The organism is Rossellomorea vietnamensis (assembly GCF_001305855.1).
In the GTDB taxonomy this organism is placed as follows: Bacteria; Bacillota; Bacilli; order Bacillales; family Bacillaceae_B; genus Rossellomorea; species Rossellomorea vietnamensis_A.
Genome location: NZ_LIXZ01000001.1, coordinates 249,229 through 262,493, shown reverse-complemented (window position 1 = coordinate 262,493; position 13,265 = coordinate 249,229). Strand labels below are relative to the sequence as shown.

The window sequence follows — 13,265 nt, the reverse complement described above, 5'->3', positions numbered from 1 at the left end:
GCTATCGTCTGTTCTTTTCTTGTAGAATCCAGTTTTTACAATCCAACATTCTGTTTATAAGGAGGATTCCCATGTCAACAGTAGATTTTAAATCGATCAGGAGAGATCTCCATCAAATTCCGGAACTTGGGTTTCAAGAGTTTAAAACTCAAGCATACTTAATGAACTATATGAACACTCTTCCAGCTGACAGGTTAGAGATCAAGACTTGGAAAACCGGCCTTTTTGTTAAGGTTCATGGCACGAGACCTAAAAGGATGATCGGGTACCGTGGGGACATTGATGGACTGCCGATCCAGGAAGAAACGGAGCTTGAATTCCCTTCTTCACATGAAGGCAGGATGCATGCCTGTGGACATGATTTTCACATGACGATTGAATTGGGAGTGCTTACACATTTTGTTCACCATCCAATAGAAGATGATCTTCTCTTCATTTTCCAACCGGCAGAGGAAGGACCAGGCGGGGCGCAACCAATGCTACAAAGTGAAATCATGAAGGAATGGAAGCCCGATTGTATATTTGCCCTCCACATCGCCCCGGAATATGAAGTCGGGACGGTTGCCGTTAAAGAGGGGCTGCTGTTTGCCAATACGTCTGAACTATTCATAGACTTTAAAGGGAAAGGAGGACATGCTGCCTACCCCCATCATACCAAGGATATGATTGTCGCTGCTTCTTCCTTTGTCACCCAAATGCAGTCGATCGTCTCCAGGAATGTTGATCCATTAGACAGTGCCGTCATCACTGTCGGGAAAATGGAAAGCGGTACGGTCCAGAATATCATTGCAGAAACGGCACGATTGGAAGGGACCATCCGTACCCTGTCACCTCAGTCGATGCTGAGTGTGAAAGAGCGGCTGGAAGCATTGATCGAAGGAATGAGAATCAGCTACGACTGTGAAATTGAAGTGAGTTATGGCAGCATGTACCGGCAGGTGTTTAATGATCCAAAATGGACAAACCATTTTATGTCTTTCCTGCGGGAAACCAACCGGGATCTTGTCATCTGTAAAGAAGCGATGACTGGAGAAGACTTTGGTTATATGCTTGAGGCAATACCGGGCTTTATGTTCTGGCTCGGTGTCGACTCCCCATACGGCCTCCATCATTCTAAATTAAACCCGAATGAAGATGCCATTGACTTTGCCATCACCCTTCTTACGGATTATATCGGTTCATTAAAATAATCCATCACTATTGCGGAACGTATCCTGGATACGTTCCGTGATTTTTTTGGTTTCAATAGATCCAAAGAAAAAAGAGAAGGCAGCGCCTTCCCTTTTCCCATTTCATCAGTCTTCTTTTTTCTCAATGTAAACCTGATGAGGATAAGGAATTTCGATTCCATTTTGATCGAGGGCTTCTTTTAATGCTTTACGAAGCTTTCGTTCCACTCCCCATTGCTCCATGTTCTTTGTTTTACATAACACCCTGAGAACTACATCAGAGGCACCAAGCGTCTGCACACCGAGCACGTTCGGACCATCGACAATGTTATCATCTTCCTGTGCAATGGTATCACATACCTGTTGAAGTACGACCATTGCCTTATCGATGTCATCATCATACGAAATACCGATATCGACAAGTGCCCTCATGTTTCCACGTGAGTGATTGCTGACACTCGTGATTTCCCTGTTCGGTACGTAGTTTAGGGTCCCATCGAATCCGCGGATATGCGTCGTCCGTAATCCGACCTCTTCCACAATTCCTGAGAAGCTTCCAGTCGTCACATAATCACCCACGTCAACTTGCTTCTCAAGTAGAATGAAGAACCCTGTAACGACGTCACTTACCAATCCTTGTGCACCGAATCCGACGGCCAAGCCGATAATCCCGGCACCGGCAAGGATCGCTGTTACCTGGATGCCGAAGATTTGCAGGATCGTGACAAAGAAAACGAATATCAGGATATAGCCGATAATGTTTTTTGAAAGGGACTGCAATGTCTGCGCGCGACCATCTGATACATCATTTCTCTTTCGATATTTGTCAAAGATCCTTTCGATCACTTTATTCGCCGCACCTTTTACAATGATAAAAGCGATCCAAATCGCTAAAATTTGCAGTGCACCTATTCCAATTGTCACTAATAGACCGCCCCAATTGAAATTGGATAGTCGATCACTTAAAACAGTTAAACCAAATATGTAACCCAAACCAAAACATCCTTTCCTATTAAATAATGACCATTCTAGTATACACAATACTCCATAGGTTATGTCAAAGGAGATATCCCCTTAAAATGCATACTGGTTTATTCCCTGGTTGATACATGATAAACTTAACTGTGGAAATAGTAGAGTAAATAACATAGAAATTGGGAATAACAACTAAGGGATGATGGAAATTAATTATAATTATTATAATATTACATTAATTATAATTGACTAAAAAAATCCAATCCTATATAATGAAAATTGTGAGTTGAAATGGACAGGCTTATAATGCCATCCTTTCACAGACATGATTTCATCAAACATTCATTGGAGGGATTTATTCATGGCAGAACGCATGGTTGGTAAACAGGCTCCACGTTTTGAAATGGACGCTGTAATGCCAAATAAAGAATTCGGTAAAGTATCTTTAGAGGAAAATATGAAAAACGATAAGTGGACAGTATTATTCTTCTACCCAATGGACTTCACGTTTGTTTGTCCGACAGAAATTACAGCAATGTCAGACCGTTACGATGAGTTTGAAGACTTAGATGCAGAAGTCATCGGTGTCTCTACAGACACGATCCATACACACTTAGCATGGATCAACACCGATCGCAATGCAAATGGAATTGGAGAATTAAACTATCCATTAGCGGCAGATACAAACCACTCTATATCCCGTGAGTATGGTGTTCTGATTGAAGAAGAGGGTGTGGCTCTTCGTGGCCTTTACATCATCAACCCTGAAGGAGAACTTCAATACCAGGCTGTCTTCCATAACAATATCGGCCGTGACGTTGAAGAAACATTACGTGTGCTTCAAGCACTTCAAACCGGTGGACTTTGCCCGGCGAACTGGAAGCCAGGTCAAAAAACTTTATAATTTTAAAATGAATAGAGGCCTAACCGTTTGTTAGGTCTTTTTTTTACACATAAATGGACAAAGTCATCTTGCAGACAGAAAATATCGAGACTGATTGAAGGAGGCAATATAAATGAAACTGCGTTCACCTATGCCGGAACTGACAGGAGCAACCGAGTGGTTGAATGGAGAAGTGACAAAAAAGGATCTTGTTGGTGATAAGCCGACTCTTATCCACTTCTGGTCGATTTCCTGTCACCTCTGTAAAGAAGCGATGCCCCAGGTAAATGAATTTCGTGACCGATACAGTGATAAACTGAACGTAATGGCTGTTCATATGCCACGTTCAGAGGAAGATTTAAATCTGGACGAGATCAAAAAGGTGGCTGCGGAGCACGATATCACTCAACCGATCTTTGTGGACAGTGAGCATAAATTGACAGATGCATTTGAGAACCAATACGTCCCCGCTTATTATGTATTTGATAAAGATGGAAACCTTCGTCACTTCCAGGCAGGAGGAAGCGGTATGAAGATGCTTGAAAAGCGTGTGAACCGTGTCCTGGATGAAATGGAAAAAAGTGAATAGGGATCAAACATAATATGGAGGAGAGATCGGTCAAAAGACCGATCTTTTTTTGTGGTTTCATTTTTACAATATACATGAATAGTGAGATTTAAAGGAGAATTCACAAAAAGGAAAAAATTCTAAAAAAAGGGTAGATAATTATTTCGAAAGCCGATATATTTAGTAGTACGTTGTTTTTTTATAGAACACGGAGGGGAGAGGAATTATGGATACATTTAAAAAATTGAAAGCCTTTTACTTGCCTTATAAACGGCATTTTATCATTTCAATGATTTTTTTGATTTTTGTTACAGGTATTACCGTGGTATATCCAATCATCTTACAAATTACAATTGACGACGTTATTCTCCAAGGGGAATATAAGTGGATTCCGTACCTTGCATTCGGGTTTATCGGCATCATGGTCTTAAAAGGAATCGCCACATTCATTCAACAGTACAATGGGGATCTTTTTGGGATAACTTCGGTCTACCGACTGAGGAACGAATTGTATGAAAAGCTTCAATTCCTGCCGTTCAGTTATTATGATAACGCCAAAACAGGGGACTTGATGTCACGCTTGACGGCGGATGTTGAGGCATTCCGGTTCTTTTTATCATTTGGTTTCTCGGAATTGCTCCGGTTCTTCCTGCTGGTGACGGTCAGTTTTGGGGTGATGTTCTACTATTCACCTTCTTTGACTTTTGTCACCCTGGTTTCCTTGCCGTTTCTGGCCATTGCCGTATACAAATTCGATAAGGCGGTCCATCCGGCATTCCGCGGTATCCGTAAGTCCTTCGGAAAGCTGAACACGAATGTACAAGAAAACATCTCCGGGATCAATACGGTGAAATCACTTTCCCGTGAAGATTTTCAAATCAATAAATTCAACCGTTCCAATGGTGATTACAAAGATAAGTACCTTTTCACATCGGACATTTGGGCTAAATATTTCCCCCTTATGGAGTTCTTGGGGAATGTGAGTGTCGTGACACTCCTTGCATACGGCGGATATCTTGTGATGAATGGAAACCTTCAACCAGGGGAGCTTGTCGCCTTTTACAGTTTGGTCTGGTATATCATCTGGCCGATCATGAACCTTGGATTTACTATCAACCTTTTTTCCCAATCCAAGGCATCGGGAGAGCGATTACTGGAAATTCTGGAAGTGGATGAGAAGATAAAGGATCACAATGAGGTCATTTATGTTGATCGACTGAAAGGCGACGTGGAGTTCAAGCACGTATCACTGAATTACACGGTCCATGACGAAGCGGCTCTTGAGGATATTTCCTTTAAGGCAGAACCCGGCAAGGTCATTGGTCTAATCGGAGGCACAGGATCAGGGAAAACGAGTATCACCCAGCTGATCACACGTTTTTATGAACCGGATGAAGGAGAAATCCTCATTGATGGAAGGGATGTAAAAGATTATTCGTTAAAATCACTCCGTCAAAATATTGGATTCGTCCTCCAGGAGTCATTCTTATTCTCCTCCACCATCAAAGCCAATATCTCATATGGCCGTCCGGAAGCCTCCATGGAAGAAATCATCGAAGCAGCCAGACGTGCCGAGGCACATGATTTCATCTCGGAATTGCCCGATGGCTACGACACAAGGCTGGGAGAAAGGGGATTGGGTCTTTCAGGCGGTCAGAAACAACGGATCGCCATCGCACGCGCGATTTGCACCGACCCGTCGATCCTCATTCTTGATGATGCTACGAGCGCCGTGGACATGGAAACGGAATTCAGGATACAGAGAGCGCTGAAAGAAGTAATGTCCGATCGCACGACCTTCATCATCGCCCACCGGATTTCATCCCTTAAGCATGCAGACGAAATCATCGTCCTGGAAAACGGGAAAGTGGTTGAACGGGGGGTTCACGATTTCTTACTGAAAAATAACGGACCATATCAGCGAATCTATGATATTCAATACCAAGACCAAAAAAAAATATTACAAACTCAGGAAGGGTAGGTGATAGGGTTTGAATGAAAAAAAGAAAGTGAATAAAAACATTCTGAGCAGGTTCCATTACTCAACCGATCAAGTGATCGATAAGCCATTCAACTGGGAACAGCTTTATCGGTTACTGACGTATTTAAAACCATATTCAAAAAAACTGTTGCCTTTGTCCATCATCACCGTTCTGATTACAACGGCTGTCAGGCTGATCATCCCGATCCTGATCGGTGTGTACACACTCGATAAAGCGATCAGGCAAAAAGATGAGAATCTTCTCTTTACCCTTGTGGGAGTCATAGCGGGGCTATATGTTTTGAATTATATAGCCAATGTCCTCAGAATAAAGTGGATGAATCAATTGGGTCAGGGGGTCATCTATGACCTGAGAAAACATCTATTCAGTCATGTACAGTGGCTTTCCCATCGTTTCTTTGATCAGCGTTCAGCAGGATCCATCCTTGTCAGGATCATGAATGACATCAACTCCCTGCAGGAGCTTTTCACGAATGGTGTCATCAACCTGTTAATGGACATCATTCTGCTAATCGGAATCATCGTCATACTCTTTACGTTAAGTCCGGAACTGACGCTTGCCGTCATGGTCATTTTGCCGATCATGTTCTTCATTTCAACAAGCTTGCGCAAAAAAATACGCAAATCCTGGCAAGTGGTAAGGCTCAAGCAATCGAAACTAAACTCCCATTTGAATGAAAGCATTCAGGGAATCCGGGTGACCCAATCATTCACCCAGGAAAAAGAAAATATGGCCTTCTTTGATGGAGTCAACACAGAGACCTTCGATAGTTGGAGAACGGCCACAAAGAAGAATGCCATGTTCCGTCCACTCGTGGAATTAACGAATGCCATTGGAACTGCTGTACTTATTTGGTTTGGTGCCCATCTGATTCAAAATGGTTCACTGGAACTTGGTGAATTCGTCTCATTCGCATTCTATCTGGGCATGTTCTGGGAGCCGATATCAAGGCTCGGGCAGGTATATAATCAGCTGTTGATCGGGATGGCTTCATCAGAGCGAATCTTTGAATTCCTGGATGAACAACCGATCGTAAACGAAAAGAAGAATGCCTTGAATCTGAACGATATCAAGGGAAGAATTCAATTCGAACATGTGGAATTCTCTTATGATGACAAACGTAAAGCACTCAGGGACATCAATTTGGAAATGAAAGCCGGGCAAACCGTAGCCCTCGTCGGACATACAGGATCAGGAAAAACGACAATTGCGAATCTTATCAGCCGATTTTACGATCCGACAAACGGCGTGGTGAAGATTGACGGAGTTGACTTAAGGGATGCATCTGTTTCAAGTTTACGAAGTCAAATCAGCATCGTCCTGCAGGATACATTCATCTTCTCAGGAACGATCATGGATAATATCCGATTCGGACGCCCGGGTGCATCCGATGAAGAGGTCTTAAAGGCAGCTGAAGCCATCGGTGCAAACGAGTTCATCGAAAAGCTCTCCAATGGCTACGAAACGGAAGTCGAAGAACGGGGTAATGTGTTATCTGTCGGTGAAAGACAATTATTGTCCTTCGCACGTGCCCTATTGGCGAATCCACGAATCATCATCCTGGATGAAGCGACAGCATCCATCGATACAGAAACAGAAGTTAAGATCCAAAACGCATTGAAGAAGTTACTGAACGGCCGTACCGCGATCATCATCGCCCACCGCTTATCCACAATACGTGAGTCCGACAATATTTTTGTTCTTGAAAATGGCAGAATCAAAGAGTCCGGAAACCACGACGAATTGATGGAACAAGAAGGAGACTATTTTGCACTGGTGAAATCGCAGTTCAGGATGTTGGATGCGATGTGAGTTTTGTTGGGAGCCCCGCACTGGTGTGTGGGGTTTTTTGTGTGTTGTGGAGGCTGTCATATTTGAATGGCAGATAAGCTATTCAAAATGGAAGATTCTTAAGGAGGAAACTTTGTGAAAAATGTCACAAAATATTCATGTTCAATACTTCACAAACTTACCCGCAGGTTTTATAATGAACAATAAGTGATAAACAGTAGGAAAGAGCTGTTTACGATAAAAAGTAATTCGGTAGGGGGAGTAATGAATGGTTTTGGATAGTGTGATTTTGAGCAGGATGCTCACGTCGACAACCCTTGCATTCCATATTATTTTTGCAACGATTGGGGTAGGGGTTCCGGTTATGATTTCCATAGCCGAGTTCATGGGGATCAAACGAAATGATCCTCATTACCTTTTGCTTGCACGGAGATGGGCGAGGGGATTTACGATTACGGTGGCTGTCGGGGTTGTGACCGGAACTGCGATTGGGCTTCAGTTGTCCTTGTTATGGCCATCGTTTATGCAGGTGGCCGGGCAGGTGATTGCCCTGCCTTTATTTATGGAAACTTTTGCGTTTTTCTTTGAAGCCATCTTTTTGGGGATTTACCTTTATACGTGGGATCGATTTAAGAATAAATGGATTCACTGGCTGCTTACGATACCGGTGATGATCGGTTCTTCGGCTTCCGCCCTTTTCATTACGACGGTTAATGCGTTTATGAATACGCCGCAGGGATTCGAATTGGAAGATGGAAAGGCGATTAATATCGATCCGATTGCAGCGATGCTAAATCCCGCGACACCAACCAAAGTATTTCACGTGCTGACGACGGCATACTTAACTTCTGCCCTCATACTGGCAGCCATCACAGCATTTGCGATCCTCCGTAAAAAGGGAGGGGACTATCATAAGAAAGCCCTTCGTTTAACGATGGTATCTGCATTGATTTTCGCTTTTGGTTCTGCTCTGGCAGGAGATTTATCGGCTAAGTTCCTGGCTGAATATCAGCCTGAGAAACTTGCGGCGGCAGAGTGGCATTTTGAGTCGGAAGAGAATGCCGATTTAATCGTTTTCGGGACGCTTGATGAAAATAACGAAGTCCATAATGAGATTCGATTACCAGGATTCTTGAGCTTTCTTGCTGGAAGTTCATTTGATACAGAGGTTATCGGGTTGAATGAATTTCCTGAAGACGAGCGGCCGCCTTTATGGGTACACTATTTATTTGATTTGATGGTGTCGATCGGATTTTACAGTATCTTCATTGCTGGGGCATTTATCTTATTCTGGAAGTGGAAAAAACGAAATGAATGGAATAAAGGATTGCTTTGGGGGATCGTGGCCAGTGGACCGCTTGCGATGCTTGCAATTGAATTTGGCTGGATATACGCGGAGGTTGGGCGGCAGCCATGGATTTTGCGTGGATATATGAAGGTCGCAGAGGCAGCAACAAAGGCAGACGGGGTTGGCCTTACGTTCGCACTCTTTGTAGGTCTATATATACTTCTTGGCGTACTGTGTGTCATTGTATTAATTAAAATGTTTAAAAATAAGCCGGCAGAGGCTGAATTGGAACAACGATTTCCTAAAAAAGCGAGTTAGCTTGTGATGCTCCTAATAGAGGGGCCAACTGATTTTGTTAAGAGGGAGGAATGGGTATGAGTTTGGAAATCGTGGGGATCACGGTCCTGTGGATTTTCCTATATGGTTATCTGATAGTGGCTTCGATTGATTTTGGAGCCGGCTTTTTCGCCTTTTACGGTAGAATGAAAGGGAAAGAGCATACTTTAAATGTATTGATCAGTCGATATCTTTCTCCGGTATGGGAAGTAACGAACGTCTTTTTTGTCTTCTTTTTTGTCGGTTTGGTCGGCTTTTTTCCTGATGCAGCTTATTATTATGGGACGGCATTATTGCTTCCAGGGAGTATCGCGATCATCCTGCTTGCCATCAGGGGAAGCTTTTATGCTTTTGGAAATTATGGCTCAAAAGACAATATCATCTACTTGTTTTTATATGGAGCCACGGGGTTATTGATTCCAGCTTCATTATCAACGGCATTGACCATATCAGAGGGCGGTTTTTTGGAGGAGCAGGGTGATAAGGTCGTTTTCCTGGCCCGTGAGCTGTTCACGAGTCCTTATTCATGGAGCGTAGTCGTCCTGTCGATCGTATCAGTTTTATTTATCAGCGCGACATTTTTGACTTATTATGCGAATCGCGCAGGGGATATGGATTCGAGGGAGGAACTGAGGAAGTTTTCACTGTTCTGGAGCCCTCCTACGATCTTAGCGAGTTTACTGGTGTTCGTGTCTTTAAGGGAGCATAATCCCGAGCATTTCAATAGCGCCATTGAAATATGGTGGATGTTCGGATTATCCCTCGTGTGCTTTCTTGGCGCTTCATTTTTTATCTATAGGAGAAAGAGCTTTGGCCTGGCCTTCATCCTGGTCATGCTGCAATTCTTCTTTGCTTTCTTCGGCTATGGGGCATCGCATTTACCATACATCCTCAAGCCGTTCATCACGATTGAAACGGGTGTCACGAACCCGACGATGGGGATGGCATTGGTCATTGTGTTTATTGCCGGTTTGCTGTTACTGATCCCTTCACTTTATCTATTAATGAGGCTATTCTTGTTCGATGCCGATTATGTGAAAGGAAACAAGTAGCGCGAATTGGACTCGAATGAAATACAGAAAAGAAAAGGGAGAAATTTCATTTTCTCCTTTTTTTTATGCTAAAATATAGTCATAGAGAGTGCGGGGGGATACATGGTGAAAAAAGAGTTTGTAGTTATAGGCTTGGGCCGGTTTGGCGGCAGTATCGTTCGATCATTGACGGATCAAGGCATGGAGGTTATGGCAATCGATAATGACGAGGACAAAGTGAATGAATTTTCTTCCATCGCTTCACACGCCGTTGTGGCGGATTCGACCGATGAATCCGTATTGAAGAGCCTCGGGATCCGTAATTTCGATCATGTAATTGTCGCGATCGGAGATGATATCCAGTCCAGTGTGCTGACGACATTGATGTTAAAGGAAATCGGCGTCAAGAAGATTACCGTGAAAGCACAGAATGATTATCATGAAAAGGTGCTCCGTAAAATTGGGGCGAACCAGGTCGTTCATCCGGAGAGGGATATGGGAAGAAGGATTGCTCATAATATCATTTCAAATAACGTGCTGGATTATCTGGAGTTGTCAGATGAACATTCCATCGTGGAGATCGTTGCCAATGAACACCTCAGTGGAAACTCCCTGATCGATTTAGATATCCGTGCTCAGTTCGGAATCAACATCGTGGCGATCAAAAGGGAAAAAGATATCATCGTTTCCCCACAAGCCGATGAACAAATCCGCGTAGGGGACATTCTCATTGTCATTGGGGCCGATACGGATATTAACCGATTTGAGAAAAAGGTATTGTAAAACGAAAGAAGAGGCTGACCCATTTGGGCCAGCCTCTTCTTTCGTTATTATACTTCCATGATGATTGGTAGGATCATCGGGCGACGTTTCGTTTTTTCATATAAGAATGGAGCAAGTGTATCAGTGATTTCATTCTTGATTTCTGACCATTGGGACGTTCTTCTTTCAAGCACTTTGTTCAAGTGTTTAGAAATGAGCGTTTGCGCTTCATTAATAAGGTCGCCTGATTCACGCATGTAGACGAATCCTCTTGAAATAAGGTCCGGGCCGGAAGCGATCTTGAAATCCTTCATGTCGATGCTGACAACGACAATCACAAGGCCTTCTTCTGAAAGAATACGGCGGTCACGAAGGACGATATTACCGATGTCACCAATACCGCTTCCATCGATATAGACGTTTCCAGAAGGGATTTTCCCGGCTACCTGTGCTGAATCATTGCTTAATGCGAGTACTTCACCGTTATCCATGATGAAGCAGTTTTCCTCTTGCACTCCGCAATCGACACCAAGCTGAGCGTGCATCTTCTGCATACGGAATTCTCCGTGAATCGGCATAAAGAAGGTTGGATTCATCAAACGAAGCATCAGCTTCATTTCTTGTTGTCCACCATGACCAGATGTATGGATATCACTTAATGGTCCATGGACGACTTCTGCACCGGCACGATATAAAAGGTTGATCGTACGGTTGACACTGATTGTATTCCCCGGGATTGGTGAAGAAGAGAATACAACAGTATCACCAGGCTGGATCTGGATCTGACGGTGGGTACCGTTTGCAATCCTTGATAATGCTGCCATCGGTTCACCTTGGGAACCTGTACACAGAATAGCCACTTCATTCGCTGGAAGGCGATTGATTTGATTATGTTCAATGAATGTATCTTTAGGAGCGTTAATATATCCTAATTCTTGTCCAATCGTGATGGCTGCTTCCATGCTTCTTCCGAAAACAGCAACCTTTCTATTATGGAACACTGCTGCTTCAACCACTTGTTGAAGACGGTGAATATTCGAAGCGAAGGTAGCAAAGATGACTCTTCCGTCCACTTTACGGAAAATATCATTGATGCTTTCTCCGACTTTACGTTCTGACATAGTGAAGTTTGGAACTTCAGCGTTAGTACTGTCAGACAGAAGACAAAGAACGCCTTCTTTTCCGATTTCAGCCATTTTGGTTAAGTTCGCGGGTTCACCAACCGGCGTGAAATCGAATTTGAAGTCACCTGTGTGCACAACATTTCCAGGTGGTGTTTTGACAACGATTCCGTAAGAATCCGGAATACTGTGTGTCGTTCTGAAGAAGGTTACAGATGTTTTGCGGAATTTCACAACATCATCTTCCTGGATGACATTTAATTTCGCATTACGTAATAATCCGTGTTCTTCAAGTTTGTTCTTGATAAGTGCCAGCGCAAGCTTCCCACCGTATATTGGGATATTTAACTCGCGAAGTAAATAGGGGATTCCTCCGATATGGTCTTCATGGCCGTGAGTGACGAACAGCCCCTTGATCTTATCTGCATTCTTCACGAGATACGTGTAATCAGGGATCACGTAATCGATACCGAGCAGTTCGTCCTCAGGGAATTTGATTCCTGCATCGATCAGGATAATTTCGTCTTGGAATTGTACGCCGTATGTGTTTTTACCGATTTCACCTAAACCGCCAAGGGCAAATACAGCGGTTTGGTCATTCTTTACAAATTTCATGAATTATTGCTCCATCTCGAAAGAATGGTGGTTTTTTTCATACTCTAAAAAAGCGCCCTCAAGCTTTTGTACGAATTCGATGTTATACGGTTTGTCTTTTAAATTCAGGCGTACTTCACGTTCTGAATCAGCTTCCATGTAAAGAGATTGAGTGCATTCGCGAACAGGCACTTCTGCTTTACTTTCTTGATAAAATACTTTAAAAATCATTTTTCTCTCTCCTTATCCGTTTTCAAAAAATCTAACTTTCATCTATGATAAAAAAGTTATCAACTACATTTACATTAACTTATATAATAGCCTATCATTTCTATAGGAACGAATCATCTAGTTTATGTATGAATTAAATTATAAAGGATTTTCCCGTGTAAATAAAGTTTTTGAATAATCCTGTACTGAATCATGACAAAGATAGAAGAGGGACCAATGCCAATGGAGGAAAAGCTCACTAGTGGCGTCAGTCCCTTATTCATTGTGCAATTGTATGTCAGTATGTCCGATTGGCATGCATTTTAATAGCGTTTCCCCTTAAATCGTTTCCTGAGAAACAGAGGGATTATGCAATCGTTTTTTTTCTAAGCAATTCTTTCCACTGTTTTAAAAGCTTTTTCCTGAGCTTCTTTAACATGGTGGATCACTCCTTATTAATAGTTTACCGAGATTTTCCTGTGAAGTAAAGGAACAATAATACGGACGTCTCTGTTGTGTTACTTATATTGTACG

11 protein-coding genes are annotated in these 13,265 nt (G+C 42.9%); 8 read left to right on the top strand and 3 right to left on the bottom strand.

The window, feature by feature from the left end:
- Window positions 1-71 precede the first annotated feature (71 nt).
- A complete protein-coding gene (locus AM506_RS01290) occupies window positions 72-1,190 on the top strand; it encodes an N-acetyldiaminopimelate deacetylase (protein WP_060670026.1) in 1,119 nt (372 codons plus the stop codon).
- Window positions 1,191-1,295: 105 nt separating this feature from the next.
- On the opposite strand, the gene AM506_RS01285 is transcribed toward AM506_RS01290, so the two are convergent.
- Window positions 1,296-2,162 carry a mechanosensitive ion channel family protein gene (locus tag AM506_RS01285; protein WP_060670024.1) on the bottom strand — a complete coding sequence of 289 codons (867 nt, stop codon included), beginning with the start codon at window positions 2,160-2,162 and terminating at the stop codon, window positions 1,296-1,298.
- Window positions 2,163-2,505: 343 nt separating this feature from the next.
- Here AM506_RS01285 and AM506_RS01280 point away from each other — a divergent pair, with 343 nt between their 5' ends.
- The 7 genes from AM506_RS01280 to AM506_RS01250 all read left to right on the top strand — a co-directional run bounded on the left by AM506_RS01280 (window position 2,506) and on the right by AM506_RS01250 (window position 10,827).
- Complete coding sequence (locus tag AM506_RS01280) at window positions 2,506-3,048, top strand: peroxiredoxin (protein ID WP_060670023.1); 543 nt, start codon at window positions 2,506-2,508, stop codon at window positions 3,046-3,048.
- A 112-nt stretch (window positions 3,049-3,160) separates the two neighbouring features.
- Window positions 3,161-3,616 carry a TlpA family protein disulfide reductase gene (locus AM506_RS01275; RefSeq protein WP_060670021.1) on the top strand — a complete coding sequence of 152 codons (456 nt, stop codon included), beginning with the start codon at window positions 3,161-3,163 and terminating at the stop codon, window positions 3,614-3,616.
- A gap of 205 nt (window positions 3,617-3,821) precedes the next feature.
- Window positions 3,822-5,576: an ABC transporter ATP-binding protein gene (locus tag AM506_RS01270; RefSeq protein ID WP_060670019.1), complete on the top strand. Its 1,755-nt coding sequence runs from the start codon at window positions 3,822-3,824 to the stop codon at window positions 5,574-5,576.
- Between the two features lie 10 nt (window positions 5,577-5,586).
- Window positions 5,587-7,410 (top strand): ABC transporter ATP-binding protein, encoded by a 1,824-nt coding sequence (locus tag AM506_RS01265; RefSeq protein WP_060670017.1) that lies wholly within the window; start codon window positions 5,587-5,589, stop codon window positions 7,408-7,410.
- A gap of 247 nt (window positions 7,411-7,657) precedes the next feature.
- Window positions 7,658-8,995, top strand: coding sequence for a cytochrome ubiquinol oxidase subunit I (locus AM506_RS01260; protein WP_060670015.1), 1,338 nt, complete (start codon window positions 7,658-7,660; stop codon window positions 8,993-8,995).
- A 56-nt stretch (window positions 8,996-9,051) separates the two neighbouring features.
- Window positions 9,052-10,065 carry a cytochrome d ubiquinol oxidase subunit II gene (locus AM506_RS01255; RefSeq protein WP_060670013.1) on the top strand — a complete coding sequence of 338 codons (1,014 nt, stop codon included), beginning with the start codon at window positions 9,052-9,054 and terminating at the stop codon, window positions 10,063-10,065.
- Window positions 10,066-10,170: 105 nt separating this feature from the next.
- A complete protein-coding gene (locus AM506_RS01250; RefSeq protein WP_060670678.1) occupies window positions 10,171-10,827 on the top strand; it encodes a potassium channel family protein in 657 nt (218 codons plus the stop codon).
- A 47-nt stretch (window positions 10,828-10,874) separates the two neighbouring features.
- On the opposite strand, the gene rnjA is transcribed toward AM506_RS01250, so the two are convergent.
- On the bottom strand, window positions 10,875-12,542 hold the full coding sequence (gene rnjA, locus AM506_RS01245; RefSeq protein WP_060670011.1) for a ribonuclease J1: 1,668 nt from the start codon (window positions 12,540-12,542) through the stop codon (window positions 10,875-10,877).
- A gap of 3 nt (window positions 12,543-12,545) precedes the next feature.
- On the bottom strand, window positions 12,546-12,752 hold the full coding sequence (locus AM506_RS01240) for a DNA-dependent RNA polymerase subunit epsilon (protein WP_060670009.1): 207 nt from the start codon (window positions 12,750-12,752) through the stop codon (window positions 12,546-12,548).
- Window positions 12,753-13,265: the final 513 nt, after the last annotated feature.